We start from the raw sequence: 16,648 nt of genomic DNA on the forward strand, positions 1-16,648 counted from the left end.
TTCTCCCTTGCTCGGCCTTGTATCGCACAGTCATCACCTGACTGCATAAATTGCGATTGGCTCTTGTGGTTCCGTCTGCCTGACGTGGCGAATCTCCAAACTAATGGGATTTTCTGGCGAGGTCAATCGCAGGTCAGGTTTGTCTTCATGGTTACATTCGCATAACAAAATGTCGGGTTGGGGGGATTTGCTCGCAGTTGTGAAGTGTTTATTCTGTTTTGTTTGATTTTGTTGGTTAAATATATCGCCATTGACGGGCTCAATGGTGCGCTCGGCGACGATGGGCGAATGTAGTAATTTTACCAACCCTATGCTACCGAGAGCGGAAGTGATCACATTTTCAATATCCCATGCTTGCAATTGTGTGCTGTCGGGTCTCTTTGAATTTTTCATTGTTCAACAGTGGGTTATCAGGTCTCATTTTCATATGGATGTTTACTGTTTGAATCGTCAAAGAACTGTAAAAATCCTTTTTTTGCGCTTTTTCTCTATATTTATTCAAAATTGGTCGGGTATTTATATGTTTTACCCTCTCCGCTAGCTTGATCCAGCTCAGCCCCTGTTTTGCGCAAGCTCGTACAATGGCGCTCCTTTAGCGGAGGTGTCATGCAGTTACACGAACTCGTCAATACATTCGGTCAGGATCTCAAGCAGCGTCATGGTCAGAAGATCCACAAACTCTCCATCCACGGGGCCTTCACCTGCCCGAACCGTGACGGCACCCTGGGCCGTGGTGGCTGTACCTTCTGCAATGTATCCTCTTTTGCCGACGAGTCGGCCCAACAACTATCCGTGGTGCAACAACTGCTGGCTCGCCGGGACGAAGTCACCCGTGCCAAGCGCTATCTTGCGTACTTTCAGGCCTATACCAGTACCTATGCCGAGGTCGAATATCTGCAGCGGATGTATGAAGAGGCGCTGTCAGTGAGCGATATGGTGGGGCTCTGCGTGGGCACTCGCCCCGATTGCGTGCCGGATGCGGTGCTGGATCTGTTGGCGGGCTATCAGGCCCGGGGTTACGAGGTGTGGCTGGAGCTCGGGCTGCAAAGTGCCAATGACAAGACCCTGCAACGGATCAACCGCGGCCACGGTTATGCCGCCTATGAGGATGCGGTAAGACGTGCCCATCAGCGCGGCATCAAGGTATGTGCTCATCTGATCGTCGGCCTGCCGGGGGAGGTGCCGATGGACAGCCTCGATACCCTGCATCGCATCGTTGAGACCGGTGTTGAGGGGATCAAGTTGCATCCGCTTCATGTGGTTGAAGGCAGTACTCTCGGCAAGGCGTGGCAGGCGGGGCGGCTTGAGGTATTGACGCTGGAGCAGTATGTGGAGGCGGCCGTTGCCATGATCCAGCACACGCCGCCCGAGGTGGTGTATCACCGGATTTCGGCCTCCGCGCGCCGTCCAACTCTGTTGGCGCCATCCTGGTGTGAAAATCGCTGGACTGCCATGGCGGATATTGCCAAAGCACTCTCATTGAACGGCCCGCAAGGTCACGCGTTGGGCAGACCCTTCATACTTCCTGACCTATAATTGAGCGCCAGATTATTATTTTCACGTAAAACATAGGGTTATATAAAAAACTTCATACCCTAAACTATAGTTTTGGTACGTGCCGGTTGATATAGTGGTGCGCCATAATAAATGTCATTATCAATTAACTCCGACATTCACCCTGATTGCAGTGTTAGCATGGTGTTGATGAGCCGATTATTTTTACCAATAACGAATCATGCCGCCATTGCTGCTGTGCCGGGAAATTGGCGATGAGTGTCGCGATCTATCTGGACAGGTTTATCCCCTGATCAGTCTCATCAGCGGGAAGGCCACTCGGTTTTAGCGTGGCTATAGCAGGGAAATATGAGCGATGAACGCTCTTATCTACCTCATTTATGCAGTGACAGGATGCTATGCAAGCAGAAACAAGTCGTATTGATGAGTTATTGGAGTGTCTGGTCTTCTTGACCCGTTTTTATGGTGTGCCCAACAGTCAGGATGCCCTGACGACCGGGTTGCCACTGGTCTCCGGACGCCTGACTACCGCACTCTTTTGCCGTGCTGCCGAGCGGGGCGGGTTATCCGCCCGTGAAGTGATCCAGCCACTGGCTGATATCTCTCCCTTGCTGCTGCCTTGTGTATTGCAGATGCGCAGTGGTGGCGCCTGTATATTGCTGGAGTGGAACGAAGATCGCAGCCAGGGGAAAGTGATTTTCCCGCAGGCCGGTGATGCCGCGCAATGGCTGACCGCAGCCCAGTTGGGTGATGAGTATCTGGGGCGCCTCTTCTATGTAAAGAAGCAGTTCAAGTTTGACGAACGCTCGCCCAAGGTGCTTGAAACCCGTGATGGACACTGGTTCTGGAGCACCTTGTTCGAATCCCGCGGCATCTATCGCGATGTGCTGATCGCCTCCATTCTGATCAACCTGTTTGCCATCGCCAGCCCTCTTTTCACCATGAACGTCTATGACAAGATTGTGCCCAATCTGGCGTTTGATTCGCTCTGGGTGCTGGCTGTCGGGGCCATGGTGGTCTTTACCTTCGATTTTGTGATGCGGCAGTTGCGCAGTTACTTTATCGACATTGCCGGTAAAAAGTCTGATGTGCTGCTGTCCGCCAAAATTTTCGCCAAGGTGATGGGTATGCGGATGGAATCTCGTCCCGCTTCCACCGGTGCTTTCGCCAAACATCTGCAGGAATTTGAGTCGGTGCGGGAGTTTTTCACCTCCGCAACGGTTTCTACTCTTATCGATCTCCCCTTTGCCGTCTTCTTCCTTTTTATTATCTGGATGTTTGCAGGCGTAATGGTGGTGGTTCCCATCGTCGCCATGCTGATCCTCATCGCCTATAGCGTCTATATTCAGGAGCCTCTCAAGCAGTCCATCGAAGAGGGGTCACGCCTTGCGTCCCAGAAGAACGCCAACCTGATTGAAAGTATTTCCGGGCTGGAAACCGTCAAGATTTTCGGCGCCGAGAGTCTGTTCCAGCACCGTTGGGAGCAGGCTGTTTCCCATATTTCCACTTGGGGTGTACAAACACGGCGAATTACCAACTCCATGTCGTCACTGGCCAGTTATATCCAGCAGGTTGTGACGGTCGGTCTGGTGATCGTCGGTGTTTACCAGATCTCCGAAGGCTTGGTCACCATGGGGGGGATGATTGCTGCCGTGATGCTCTCCAGCCGTGCCATTGCGCCCATGGTGCAACTCTCAGTGTTGTCGACCCGTTATAACCAGGCCAAATCTGCACTGGATATTCTGGAAAAAATCATGCAAACCCCGGGTGAGCAGGAGGAGGGCAAGCAATATATCCATCATCCGGTGATTGCCGGTCGAATTGAATTCGAAAATGTTTCGTTCAAATATCCAGGAATGGAAACCAGCACCCTGCACCATATCAATTTGCGTATTCAGCCGGGTGAAAAGGTGGCAATTATCGGCCGGATTGGGGCGGGTAAAACGACCCTCGAGAAGTTGTTGATGGGGCTGTATCGGCCGACTGACGGTTCGGTCCGGATCGATGGTTTCGAAATAGACCAGTTACCTCCCTCGGTGATTCGTCGCAATATCGGTTGTGTTCCCCAAGATGTCATTCTCTTTTTTGGTTCGGTGCGAGACAACATCATGCTGGGTAATCCGCTGGTGGATGACGTGAGAGTCTTGCGCGCTGCCAAGCGGGCGGGCGTCACCAATTTTACCAACCGTGATCCCAACGGGTTGGATCGGCAGATCGGCGAGGGTGGCCGCCAGCTCTCCGGTGGCCAGCGTCAGGCGATCCTGCTGGCACGCGCCCTGCTCAATGATCCCCCCATTCTGGTGATGGATGAGCCTACCTCCAACATGGACAACCAGTCCGAGATGCAGGTCAAACAGGAGCTCGCCAGACTGGGCCCGGAAACCACCTTGATCCTCATCACCCACAAGACCTCAATGCTGGATGTGGCCTCGCGGGTTATTGTCATCGAGCAGGGACAGATTGTGGCAGATGGCCCCAAAGAGGTGGTGTTGCAGCAGTTGAAGGAAGGCAAGGTGCGCGTGCAGGAGGTGTCCCATGGTTAAGGGGCTCATGGACTGGTTAAAACGCAGCAAAAAGGCGCCTTCCGGTGATGTATTGCCGGCCCCCGAGCATCTGGAGTTTGTCGATGACGGCGCGGCGGCTGTGTTGCTTACTACCCCAACCGGTGCCCGCATCCTGTTGTGGTGCTGTTTCCTCTTTTTCATGAGTGCCATCGTCTGGGCTGCCTGGGCCGAGCTGGATGAAGTCACCGTGGGTCAGGGCAAGGTGATCCCATCCCGCCAACTGCAGGTGATCCAGAATCTGGAAGGGGGGATAGTAAAAGAGATCTTCGTCAAAGAGGGAGATATCGTCGAGAAGGGACAGCCGCTGCTGCGTATCGATGACACCCGTTTCCGCTCCGATTTTCGAGAGCGTGAGCAGGAGCTGGTCACTCTGAAAGGAGATATTGCCCGGTTACGGGCCGAAATGGCCAGTGTTGAGGTTAAAAATGACCCTGCACTGGGGTGGCGTGAACAGGTAGTGGTGGGAGAAGCGCCAATTCAGTTTCCGGATGGCTATGAAACCGTCTTTCCCGAATATGCCAACCGTGAACGCTCGGTACAACGGGATCGCCTTAATAACCTGAAGAACCAGCTCTATATTCTTGGTCAACAGATCGAGCAGAAAGAGCAGGAACTGATTGAACTGAATGCCAAAATTCGCACCGTGAATCGCAGTGTGGATCTGGCCAGACAAGAGCTCAATATTAGCCGTCCACTGGCAAAAGAGGGTATAGTGCCTCAAGTGGAGCTAATCAAGCTGGAGCGGCAGGTCAACGAGATGCAGGGGGAGCTGGAGAGCAACCGTCTGCTGATCCCAAAACTCAATTCGGTGTTGCGTGAGACTATTTCCAAGCGCAATGACATAGCGCTGAAATTCCGTGCTGACTCCCAGACGGAACTGAATGAGAAGCAGGGGCGACTTGGCCAGTTGTCAGAAGGGCAGGTTGGCTTGCGAGACAGGGTAGACCGGACCAGCGTGATTGCTCCGCTCAAGGGCACCATCAAGAAACTCAAGATCAACACTCTGGGCGGCGTGGTGCAGCCCGGCATGGATTTGATGGAGATAGTGCCGCTGGAGGACACCTTGTTGGTTGAAGCCAAGGTGTCGCCGAAAGATATCGCCTTCCTGCGACCGGGGCTGGATGCCATCGTCAAGATCACTGCCTACGACTTTACAATCTATGGAGGATTGCATGGCAAGGTTGAACAGATAAGTGCGGACTCGATCCAGGATGAGGAGGGGAACTCCTTTTATCTGGTTCGGGTGCGTACCGAGAAGAGTTACTTGGGCGATGAGCTTAACGCACTTCCCATCATCCCCGGTATGTTAGCCAGTGCTGATATCATTACTGGTAAAAAAAGTGTCCTAGACTATTTACTTAAGCCGATTTTACGGGCTAAGCAGTCGGCACTGAGAGAACGATAAGCCAACAATCTAAAAACAAAACATGACTGGAGATAACATGAAAAAAACGATTGTTGCCATGCTGGTCAGTGGCTGCATCCTGATCCCGAGTTTGGGTCAGGCCCAGACTCTGGAAGAGTCGGTGGCACAGACACTTGCTACGCATCCCAAGATCAAGGAAGCGTTTGATCTGTATCAGGCACGACTCTATCAGCATGATGGAGCCAAGGGTGGCTATTATCCCACGATCGATCTGCGTGGTGGCGTACGCTATGAAAAGACTGACAGCCCTACAACTCGTGCTCCTGGGTTCAGGGGTGATGATTCACTGACGCGTAAAGAAGCCGGACTCAGTCTGCGGCAAATGTTGTTTGATGGCTTTGATGTCAGCAACAACGTCTCCAGAACCGAAGCAGAAGCCAATGCCCAGCGTCTGGCGATGATCTCCGAAGCAGAGAAATACTGCGCTGCGAGTAGCTGAGGTCTACCTCAATATGCTGCGCCAGCAGGAGATTTTGGAACTCTCCAAACAGAACCTGGAAACCCACGAACAGATCCGCAGCGACATCAGCAAGCGGACTGATTCAGGGCTTGGCTCTACTGCGGATCAGACCCAGATTGAAGGTCGTGTTGCCCGGGCCTATTCAAATCAGGCCGCTGCTGAAAACAACTATCGCGATGCAGAGAGTGAATTTATTCGTGTCGTGAACGAGGTGCCCAAAGATCTGGTACAGCCGGTTCCCAATACCGAGCTTATCCCGGCCAGCCTCGATAGTGCGCTGAAAACGGCGACCGAAGTCCACCCGACCCTGCTCTCTTCCCTGCAGGATATCGAAGCGGCCAAGTATCAACATGAAGGCGCCAAATCCGGTTTCTACCCGAATGTAACATTCGAGGTCGATCAGAACTGGAATGAGGATATCGATGCGGTCAAAGGGCGCAACGATGATCTGACCGCAATGGTGCGCATGCGTTACAACCTGTTCCGTGGCGGTTCTGATGTGGCAGAGAGCAATGCAACATCGGCGCTCTACTCTCAGGCGAAAGACATTCATTTGAATGCGTTTCGCCAGGTTGAGGAAGGCACTCGTCTGGCCTGGAACGCGAAAGAGTCGCTGGCCAAGCAGAAGACCTTCCTGAAAGAGCATGTTGACGCCAGCTATGACACCGTACAGGCATACAAGAAGCAGTTTGGTTTGGGTCAACGGACATTGCTGGACGTATTGAACACCGAGAACGAATTGTTCGAGGCGCGTCGCAGCTACATCACTGCCGAGTATGATGCACTGCTGGCGGACTATCGCATTCTCAACGCGACAGGCAGCCTGCTCAATGCATTTAGCGTCAAACAACCCGCTGAATGGCAGGCCAGGCAATAACCGTTTGTTCATGATCCCGCAGGGATCATGAACGCCAACATGGTGACTGCTGCTGGCAGTCACCATGTTTGGCTAACGCAGGTTGTTGTACGAGCGTTGAGGAGTGCAGCAGTAATAATGCAGCAGGAATATGAAGTGACACTCCAGCGTGGTACCGGTAGCAGATGGTGTTATCTTCTCAATGAATGGAGATACAGATCGCTACGCGCTTTGCGCCACTCCTTATGGATCCTGCTGTTACCCTTCTCACTTCTGCTCTGTGCCAGTCAGCCTCTGCCACAGGAAGATCTCAACTTGATCAAACGGGCGGAGCAGACCTATGGCGCCAGAGCCGGCAAGCGTGTAACCAGTTGGCGTATGCTGGTCATGGAGACGAAGGGCAGGGCCCTGAGCGAAGAAAAAAAGCTTGAGCGGGTAAATAATTTTTTCAATCGGATGCGTTTTATTGACGATATCAAGTTGTGGCGCAAAAAGGATTATTGGGCAACCCCGCTAGAATTTTTGGGAGCCGCTGGGGGAGACTGTGAAGATTTCAGTATCGCTAAATACTCTACGCTGCTCGAGCTTGGGATCCCGGATGATAAAATGCGGATGGTGTACGTAAAGGCTCTTGATTACAACCAGTTTCACATGGTGGTGGCATATTATGAGACACCCTCTTCCGTTCCGGTTATTTTGGATAATTTGATAGGCTCGATTCGCCCTGCCACACAGCGGCGTGATCTGGTACCTATTTACAGTTTTAACGGTAGTCACTTGTGGTTGATGAAGGCACGAGGCCAAGGGGAACTGGCTGGTCAATCATCCCGCTTGGGATTATGGAATGATTTACGCAATCGCATGACCTCGGGGCGATTGGCTCGGCCAGTGGTGAATTTGGATGATTAACCTATGACGCTCTATCGACAGTTATTAGCCACCATGCTGCTGCTGTTTGGATTGTTATTTGCGGCCACATACTGGGTGCAATTCAACTCAACCCGCACTTATCTTGCGCAGCAACAGGAAACAACAGTCATCAATACGGCAACCTCGCTGGGGCTTGCGCTCACCCCCTATCTGGAAAACGGTGACAAGGTCGGTGCCGAGTCGGTGATCCAGGCCATTTTTGATGGTGGCTATTATCGATTGGTTCGCCTGGATCTGCTGGCATCAAAGGATGTCATCGAGCAGGAAAATACCAACAATATTCAGGGGGTACCGCGGTGGTTTGTAAATTTGGGACTGTTTCCTGAGGTATCCAACGAGTCAATTCTGACGTCTGGCTGGTTGCAGCTTGGAAAATTAAAAGTAGTGGGTCACCCCGGCCAGGCTTATTACGAGTTGTGGCGGGGAATGAGTGAGCTGGCGAGTTGGTTTCTGGTCGGCTTTTTGATCACCACCATTTTGTTGATGAGAGCACTCAACTACTTGCTCAAGCCACTCAAACAGATCTGTGATCAAGCCGTAGAGATCGAGCTGCACCATTTCGGTCATACGATCCCGGAGCCTAAAACCCATGAATTGAAGCAGGTCGTTCAGGCGATCAACACCCTCTCAAGCAAGTTGGCGTTGCAGTTCAAAGAGCAAGCCGATGAGGCCGAGAAATTGCGTGAGCGGGTTTATGTCGATGCCGTGTCGGGGCTTGGCAACCGAGCCTATTTTGTGGGTCAGGTAAACGCATGGATAGCGGAGGCTGGCCAAGGTGGCGTCATGTTGGTTGCGGTCGACATGCTGGATGATATCTATCGCGATGAAGGCTTTGCTGCCCGTGACAACATGGTCAAATCGATAGCTCAGGCTTTGAAAGAGCAATTAAAAGGGTGGGATGGCGCAGCCTTGGCACGGATCTCCGCGACGGAATATGCGCTGCTCTGTCCAACTGACGATCTGACTCAGCTAAAAGAGCTGGCTGAAGTGATTAATAGCCGCATTGCCGATCTGGTGGTGAATCCAATGGGCGAAGGGGATGCGCTCTCCGTCATCGGTATTGCCGGTCGTGATGGCAATGATGATCTCTCTGCCTTGTTGACCAAAGCCGATAATGCGCTTGGCAAGGCGCGCAATGAACGCCGTGGTGCTGTGGTGATGGAAGGGGGTACCGAGCAAGGTTTGATGGGGCGTTTGGCCTGGCGAGATCTGGTACAAGATGCAATTTCACGACAACTTTGGCGCTTCAAAGCACAACCAGCTTGCCGGTTTGATAATGGAGCAAGGTTGCATGCCGAGCTGTTTGCTTCTATCTCTCGGGATGGCACTGATTATTTTGCCGGTCAGTTCTTGCCCGCGATTGAACAGTTCAAATTGGGTGGCGAGTTTGACCAGGCGGTGCTTGATGCTTGCGTTCCATTACTGCAAAAACAGTCTGATCTGGTTCTGGCGATCAACATCACTGCTGGCTCGCTCTGCTCGGATGAGTTTTTAACCTGGTTGACGCGCTATCTGATCGAGCATGTTGAGTTGAAAGAGCGGTTGTTATTTGAAATACCTGAAGCTGCCATCATGAAACATAAAGACAACGTGGCTGCGTTGGTGGGCACCTTGCAAGCTCATGGCTTCCAGTGGGGGGTTGACCACTATGGTCGTCACTTCCAGTCTCTGGGCTATCTGGAGGAGTTAGCGCCTGCCTATGTCAAGGTGGATCACGGTTATACCAGTCAGGTCATGGAGCCGGGTGCTGACACCTCATTCTTGGCTGCAGTGTGCCGAGCTGCACACAATGCCGGTGTGACCACCATTGCAACCCGCGTCGAAGATCAACATCAAGTGGAACTGCTTTCCAAGTTGCATATCGATGGTTATCAGGGATTTGTGCATCCTGCTTTCCCCTTGTCTTGATTGATATGTGCAGTGTAGAAATGGCCCCGAATGGGGTCATTTTTTATATCAATACAATATATTTTTTGATTTTTTTATTATCAAATTAATATGGGTGTTATTTGGTTCCATTTATATCGTTATGATTTTAATGAAGAAAAAATAACCTTTCGATTTTATTCTCTATATCGGTTTGAGGGCAGTCAAACCTATAGATTATTGCAACGGAAAAGCACGTTATCTCCCTCTACGGTGTAGACATCAAGATCTGTCACGTTGGAGCAATGGATATGCGTACCCAAATCATCGACAAGTCCGTGGTTGTCTCAGCTATCGAAGGGAATGTGGAGATTGTGCTGGCTGATGGCAGCAGTCGCCCCCTGCAAAAGGGGGAAATACTCCAGCCCGGTGCCAAATTGACCATAGCGGATGATGCCAAGCTTGTTCTTTCCCCCTATGACGATACACCAGCGCAGAATGTACCCACCGGTTCCGAATTAGCAGAACCGGGACAACCGCAAGGTGGTGCCAGCACGGAGGGCACTCCTTCTGACATTGCTGCATTGCAAGAATCGATTCTGCAGGGTGTTGACCCGACTCAAAACTTTGAGGCTTCTGCTGCTGGTGGGGCACCAGCGGCCGGTGGTGGTGGTGGTATTGGTGGGGTTGCGGGGGCCAGTGGTAATGGTGGTTTCGTAACAATTGATCGAACAGGCGATGCCACGATAGCGGCTGCAGGGTTTGATACCACCTACGATACGGCCGCTGTCATCAATGAAAATCAGGCCGAAGATTTGATTCTTGAAAATCAGCTTGATGATTTGGGCGAAACCGCCGAGACCCAGGAAGACACTCAGGTCAGTGGGAATTTACTCGACAATAGTACCAATCCAGATGGGCCTGCTGATGCCTCTATCGTTTCATATGACTGGGGTATCAATATCGGAGTCCCTGCCGGTGTTGTTGCCACCATTACCGGAGTGGGCACGCTGATCATCAATCCGGATGGGAGCTATACCTTTACTCCGGCTCCTAACTATGATGGCGCAGTTCCCCCGGTTAATTATCAGGTGACTGATGGCCAGGACACAGTGACTTCAACACTCGTTATCTCCATTACTCCGGTAGATGAGGAGGTAAGTCTTGATGGGCTTACTCAGGAAGGGGGAGAGGTGTTGGTCAGTGATGCCAACTTGGCCGACGGTTCGGCACCTAACGATGCCGCGTTAACTCAAAGTGGGGTGTTTACCTTTAATGCCCCTGATGGCGTGCAAACGCTGGCGATCGGGGCGATCCAGTTGATCAGCAATGGCACCGTGGTTGCTCTGCCTGTATCCATTGAGACACCGCTTGGCAATGGATTGCAAATCACCGCAATAACTTACGATCCCGTTACCGGTAACGGCAGTGTCTCCTACAGCTATACCCTTGGCGATAATGAAAACCATACAAGGCCTGTCAATGACACCTCGCTGAGCGAAAGCTTCAGCGTTGTACTGATCGATAGTGATGGTGATACGGCTAGCGATAACCTTGATGTCACCATTTTGGATGATGTTCCGGTGGTTGAGCTGGCTGATGGTCATGAGGAAAGCCTGCGTGTCGATGAGACCGTGCGTGATGATGGCGAGAACGATGAGACTGCGCCAGCTTGGGCAGGCTTGCTGGGCAGTGTACTGGGGTATGCCAGCGCCGATGCCAGTGCACTGTTCGACACCTCAGACACGGGTAGCGATGGTGGTTCAACGGCCTATAGCCTGACGGCGGCTGATGGTGAGCCGCTGACTGACGGCACAGCGTCGGGTGTGTACGACACCGAGACAAGTGAGCAAATTTACCTGTTCATTAACGCTAGCGGCGAAGTCGAAGGTCGGGTTGGTGCCGGTGTGGATAGTGAGGGCGAGCCGACTGGCCAGGTGGCCTTTGTGCTGCGGTTGGACGGTGCAGAGCTGGAGTTGGCGCAGTTCCGTGCAGTTGAGCACAACAACGATGCAGACCACGATGAGTCGGGTGACGAGGCGGTGTTCCTGACCGATGGAGTGGTGTTCGTCACGGCGACCACCACCGACGGTGATGGCGATACGGATAGTGCGTCGGCGGACCTGGCCGACCTGGTGGCCTTCGAGGATGACGGCCCGGTGGTTGAGCTGGCTGATGGTCATGAGGAAAGCCTGCGTGTCGATGAGACCGTGCGTGATGATGGCGAGAACGATGAGACTGCGCCAGCTTGGGCAGGCTTGCTGGGCAGTGTACTGGGGTATGCCAGCGCCGATGCCAGTGCACTGTTCGACACCTCAGACACGGGTAGCGATGGTGGTTCAACGGCCTATAGCCTGACGGCGGCTGATGGTGAGCCGCTGACTGACGGCACAGCGTCGGGTGTGTACGACACCGAGACAAGTGAGCAAATTTACCTGTTCATTAACGCTAGCGGCGAAGTCGAAGGTCGGGTTGGTGCCGGTGTGGATAGTGAGGGCGAGCCGACTGGCCAGGTGGCCTTTGTGCTGCGGTTGGACGGTGCAGAGCTGGAGTTGGCGCAGTTCCGTGCAGTTGAGCACAACAACGATGCAGACCACGATGAGTCGGGTGACGAGGCGGTGTTCCTGACCGATGGAGTGGTGTTCGTCACGGCGACCACCACCGACGGTGATGGCGATACGGATAGTGCGTCGGCGGACCTGGCCGACCTGGTGGCCTTCGAGGATGACGGCCCGGTGGTTGAGCTGGCTGATGGTCATGAGGAAAGCCTGCGTGTCGATGAGACCGTGCGTGATGATGGCGAGAACGATGAGACTGCGCCAGCTTGGGCAGGCTTGCTGGGCAGTGTACTGGGGTATGCCAGCGCCGATGCCAGTGCACTGTTCGACACCTCAGACACGGGTAGCGATGGTGGTTCAACGGCCTATAGCCTGACGGCGGCTGATGGTGAGCCGCTGACTGACGGCACAGCGTCGGGTGTGTACGACACCGAGACAAGTGAGCAAATTTACCTGTTCATTAACGCTAGCGGCGAAGTCGAAGGTCGGGTTGGTGCCGGTGTGGATAGTGAGGGCGAGCCGACTGGCCAGGTGGCCTTTGTGCTGCGGTTGGACGGTGCAGAGCTGGAGTTGGCGCAGTTCCGTGCAGTTGAGCACAACAACGATGCAGACCACGATGAGTCGGGTGACGAGGCGGTGTTCCTGACCGATGGAGTGGTGTTCGTCACGGCGACCACCACCGACGGTGATGGCGATACGGATAGTGCGTCGGCGGACCTGGCCGACCTGGTGGCCTTCGAGGATGACGGCCCGGTGGTTGAGCTGGCTGATGGTCATGAGGAAAGCCTGCGTGTCGATGAGACCGTGCGTGATGATGGCGAGAACGATGAGACTGCGCCAGCTTGGGCAGGCTTGCTGGGCAGTGTACTGGGGTATGCCAGCGCCGATGCCAGTGCACTGTTCGACACCTCAGACACGGGTAGCGATGGTGGTTCAACGGCCTATAGCCTGACGGCGGCTGATGGTGAGCCGCTGACTGACGGCACAGCGTCGGGTGTGTACGACACCGAGACAAGTGAGCAAATTTACCTGTTCATTAACGCTAGCGGCGAAGTCGAAGGTCGGGTTGGTGCCGGTGTGGATAGTGAGGGCGAGCCGACTGGCCAGGTGGCCTTTGTGCTGCGGTTGGACGGTGCAGAGCTGGAGTTGGCGCAGTTCCGTGCAGTTGAGCACAACAACGATGCAGACCACGATGAGTCGGGTGACGAGGCGGTGTTCCTGACCGATGGAGTGGTGTTCGTCACGGCGACCACCACCGACGGTGATGGCGATACGGATAGTGCGTCGGCGGACCTGGCCGACCTGGTGGCCTTCGAGGATGACGGCCCGGTGGTTGAGCTGGCTGATGGTCATGAGGAAAGCCTGCGTGTCGATGAGACCGTGCGTGATGATGGCGAGAACGATGAGACTGCGCCAGCTTGGGCAGGCTTGCTGGGCAGTGTACTGGGGTATGCCAGCGCCGATGCCAGTGCACTGTTCGACACCTCAGACACGGGTAGCGATGGTGGTTCAACGGCCTATAGCCTGACGGCGGCTGATGGTGAGCCGCTGACTGACGGCACAGCGTCGGGTGTGTACGACACCGAGACAAGTGAGCAAATTTACCTGTTCATTAACGCTAGCGGCGAAGTCGAAGGTCGGGTTGGTGCCGGTGTGGATAGTGAGGGCGAGCCGACTGGCCAGGTGGCCTTTGTGCTGCGGTTGGACGGTGCAGAGCTGGAGTTGGCGCAGTTCCGTGCAGTTGAGCACAACAACGATGCAGACCACGATGAGTCGGGTGACGAGGCGGTGTTCCTGGCCGATGGAGTGGTGTTCGTCACGGCGACCACCACCGACGGTGATGGCGATACGGATAGTGCGTCGGCGGACCTGGCCGACCTGGTGGCCTTCGAGGATGACGGCCCGGTAGCTCTGAATGACAACCCTATTTGTATCATGCAATCACCATTGCCATTGGTAAATGTAACACTGGTTTTGGATACCTCGGGTAGCATGAGGGGGGATAAACTGGCAGCGCTTAAAGCTGCGGTCGTTAACTTGGCGCAGGCTTACGCAGGACTTGATGCGCCAATTCATGTTAATTTAGTAACCTTCGCAACGGGTTCTTCCAATGTTGGAGACTATAACTTCAACTCGGTTAGTGATTCCGGTTATATCAACCTGATAAGCGCAGTTAATGCGCTTAGCGCAGATGGATGGACTAATTATGCGGAAGCGCTTAATACAGCCAAGGCTCAAATTCTTCTTGATGTGAATAATGTCGGTGCAGATAAAGCCCAACAAAACAAGTTGTATTTTATCTCTGATGGTAATCCTGAACCTGACCCTACCGGTCAAGTTTCAGCGATAACGGCATGGCAAACATTTATTACAAATGGGAATGTTGATAACGATAATAATTCCGAAACCAATCCGTTCCAGGCGCATGCGATTGGTATCAATGTGAATACAGGTACCTACCTTAATCCAATTTCTAGTAGTGGTACTTATATTCTTGCCTCACCGGAAAATCTATCCGCTACCTTGGTTGACCTGGCAAGTGCTGGCGGTGGGGTAATCGGTAATGTATTGGCTAACGATAATTCCGGTGCTGATGGAGTAGGTCTTATTGCATCAGTCTCTGTAGGTGCTCAAACCTTTACCCTAAATGCTAGTGGTACTGATATCGATATCTTGGGTACGGGGGGGGTAACTTATAGTTTCGATAAGGATACCAAAGTATTGAGCCTCAATACAGAGCTCGGTATTCTGAAGATCGACCTGCAAGGCACCCATGTGGGGGAATATAGTTTTGTTGCCAAGGCAAATTTATCACCAGCGATCTTTGGTGATGATGGTGCAGTGAAGCAGTTGTTTACCTACACCTTGGTTGATGGGGATGGTGATAAGGCTCCTGCAAACTTGGAGATCTGCATCCGTAGCAACCAGTCTGTTCTAGTAGTTGGCCACAATGTCAGTGATATCGATTCTTCACACGTTGCTCATCATATAGCCAGTCCGTTCGATTCGGTGACTGGAGGCGTTATTCAGGGGGTTGCGGGTAATGATGTGCTGATTGGGGATGTTGGTGGCTCCACCAGGTTACCAGGTCAAAAAGCTAACATAGTCTATGTCCTGGATAATTCTGGCAGCATGGATAGCAAAATTCCTTTTACCAATATTCAGGGGGTTACCACTAATATCAGCCGTCTTGATGCATTGAAACAATCGGTTATTGCATCTCTCAATAATCTCTATGAGTCGGGGGCTAGTGATATCAAGGTACATTTGGTCAAGTTTGGAACAAATGCACCCGTTGGCAGTACGTTCACGCTTACCGCTAATGGTACTGATAATCTTGAACAGTTGAAAAGTGCGATTGCATTTGTCAATGCAATCATGGCTAACGGGGGCTATACGAACTATGAGGCCGGCCTGGTGCAGGCCAATAATTGGATTCAGTCGTCAGCCCCTGTTTTGGCTGCGGATGTGAACAAGGTGCTGTTCGTATCTGATGGTGCACCAAATCGAGCCTTGGATAATTCCGGTGGAGTCATCTCTGCCAATGCACAGACAGCGATAAAACACGTCCTTGGTACAGCAGGCAATGATAATGATAACGTCAGTGAGGTCGAATTGATCGAAACGGCTGGTCCAGGTACAGCACAGGCTTTTACCATTGAAGCTGTTGGCATTAATGTATCCGCTAGTGCTAAAGAATTGTTAGACGATGTTGAAGGGAGCGGTGGACTCGCTGATAACGTCATTACTGCCAATCAGTTGATGGGTATTATCGGAAATATTGCCGGGGGGTTAATCAATGTCGCAGTAGTCGGTAATGATGCTCTGCGGGGAGGCGATGGGAACGATATCCTCTTTGGCGACAGTATTTATGCTGACAGTGTCGATGGCGGTTGGGCGGCTTTTTCCGCAACACATCCTGGAGCAACCGACAGTGAACTGAGGGCCTTGATTGCAGCAGGTCATATCTCTTTTGGTCAGGACGGTTCGGTTGGTGGCAATGACCTTCTGGATGGTGGTGCAGGTGATGACACTCTTTACGGACAGAAAGGTGACGATCTGCTGATTGGCGGTGCTGGGAGCGATACCCTGACCGGTGGAGGCGGTAAAGACACCTTTAAGTGGGGGGCGGGTGATGCCGGTGGTGTGGACGTTATCAAAGACTTCACAACTGGTGACGGTGGAGATGTGCTGGATATAAGCGAGCTGCTCACTGGCGAACATGCCAACTCTGGTTCGCTTGATGCGTACCTCAATTTCAGTAGTGATGGGCCAGGCACAAACAAATCAACATTGACGATTGATTTGGATGGTACGAATGGAGGAACCACCCACGTCATAAAATTTGACAGTATTGACCTGACAACCTTGGGCAACAGTGACCTTGAGATCATTCAGAAGTTGCTGGGTGACGGTAACTTGAAGGTTGATCCGTAACCCTGTCTCGGGGCCAGGCTTGCCTGGCCCCTGTTT

General features: G+C 52.8%; 7 protein-coding genes and 1 pseudogene. 7 read left to right on the forward strand and 1 reads right to left on the reverse strand.

Annotated elements, in window-relative coordinates; all coding sequences use genetic code 11:
• Nucleotides 1–33 precede the first annotated feature (33 nt).
• Nucleotides 34–393 carry a hypothetical protein gene (locus ACTG1K_RS11410; RefSeq protein WP_440005399.1) on the reverse strand — a complete coding sequence of 120 codons (360 nt, stop codon included), beginning with the start codon at nt 391–393 and terminating at the stop codon, nt 34–36.
• 213 nt (nt 394–606) lie between these two features.
• On the opposite strand from ACTG1K_RS11410, the gene ACTG1K_RS11415 reads away from it, so the two are divergent.
• From ACTG1K_RS11415 to ACTG1K_RS11445, 7 genes and pseudogenes are all read left to right on the forward strand, one after another.
• Nucleotides 607–1,536, forward strand: coding sequence for a TIGR01212 family radical SAM protein (locus ACTG1K_RS11415; protein ID WP_107682174.1), 930 nt, complete (start codon nt 607–609; stop codon nt 1,534–1,536).
• Nucleotides 1,537–1,913: 377 nt separating this feature from the next.
• Nucleotides 1,914–4,058 (forward strand): type I secretion system permease/ATPase, encoded by a 2,145-nt coding sequence (locus ACTG1K_RS11420; RefSeq protein ID WP_227342443.1) that lies wholly within the window; start codon nt 1,914–1,916, stop codon nt 4,056–4,058.
• Entirely contained in the window at nt 4,051–5,484 is a 1,434-nt protein-coding gene (locus tag ACTG1K_RS11425) for an HlyD family type I secretion periplasmic adaptor subunit (RefSeq protein WP_216953334.1), read from the forward strand. The genes ACTG1K_RS11420 and ACTG1K_RS11425 overlap by 8 nt, the downstream gene beginning before the upstream one ends.
• 37 nt (nt 5,485–5,521) lie before the next feature.
• Nucleotides 5,522–6,842 (forward strand): annotated as a pseudogene (locus ACTG1K_RS11430) (TolC family outer membrane protein).
• A 135-nt stretch (nt 6,843–6,977) separates the two neighbouring features.
• Nucleotides 6,978–7,730, forward strand: a complete 753-nt coding sequence (locus ACTG1K_RS11435) for a transglutaminase-like cysteine peptidase (protein ID WP_005350994.1) — start codon at nt 6,978–6,980, stop codon at nt 7,728–7,730.
• A 3-nt stretch (nt 7,731–7,733) separates the two neighbouring features.
• On the forward strand, nt 7,734–9,659 hold the full coding sequence (locus ACTG1K_RS11440) for an EAL domain-containing protein (RefSeq protein ID WP_440005402.1): 1,926 nt from the start codon (nt 7,734–7,736) through the stop codon (nt 9,657–9,659).
• Between the two features lie 269 nt (nt 9,660–9,928).
• The gene (locus ACTG1K_RS11445) at nt 9,929–16,612 is read left to right on the forward strand and encodes a retention module-containing protein (RefSeq protein WP_440005404.1); all 6,684 of its coding nucleotides are present in this window, start codon (nt 9,929–9,931) and stop codon (nt 16,610–16,612) included.
• The last annotated feature ends 36 nt before the right edge of the window (nt 16,613–16,648 follow it).

Origin of the sequence: Aeromonas sp. 102P, assembly GCF_051920345.1 — a bacterium.
GTDB classification, from domain to species: Bacteria; Pseudomonadota; Gammaproteobacteria; order Enterobacterales; family Aeromonadaceae; genus Aeromonas; species Aeromonas veronii.

What these genes read in the sequence shown, in the direction of transcription:
- ACTG1K_RS11410 (WP_440005399.1), bottom strand. Translation starts at nt 393, where the DNA reads ATGAAAAATTCAAAGAGACCCGACAGCACACAATTGCAAGCATGGGAT.
- ACTG1K_RS11415 (WP_107682174.1), top strand. Translation starts at nt 607, where the DNA reads ATGCAGTTACACGAACTCGTCAATACATTCGGTCAGGATCTCAAGCAG.
- ACTG1K_RS11420 (WP_227342443.1), top strand. Translation starts at nt 1,914, where the DNA reads ATGCAAGCAGAAACAAGTCGTATTGATGAGTTATTGGAGTGTCTGGTC.
- ACTG1K_RS11425 (WP_216953334.1), top strand. Translation starts at nt 4,051, where the DNA reads ATGGTTAAGGGGCTCATGGACTGGTTAAAACGCAGCAAAAAGGCGCCT.
- ACTG1K_RS11440 (WP_440005402.1), top strand. Translation starts at nt 7,734, where the DNA reads ATGACGCTCTATCGACAGTTATTAGCCACCATGCTGCTGCTGTTTGGA.
- ACTG1K_RS11445 (WP_440005404.1), top strand. Translation starts at nt 9,929, where the DNA reads ATGCGTACCCAAATCATCGACAAGTCCGTGGTTGTCTCAGCTATCGAA.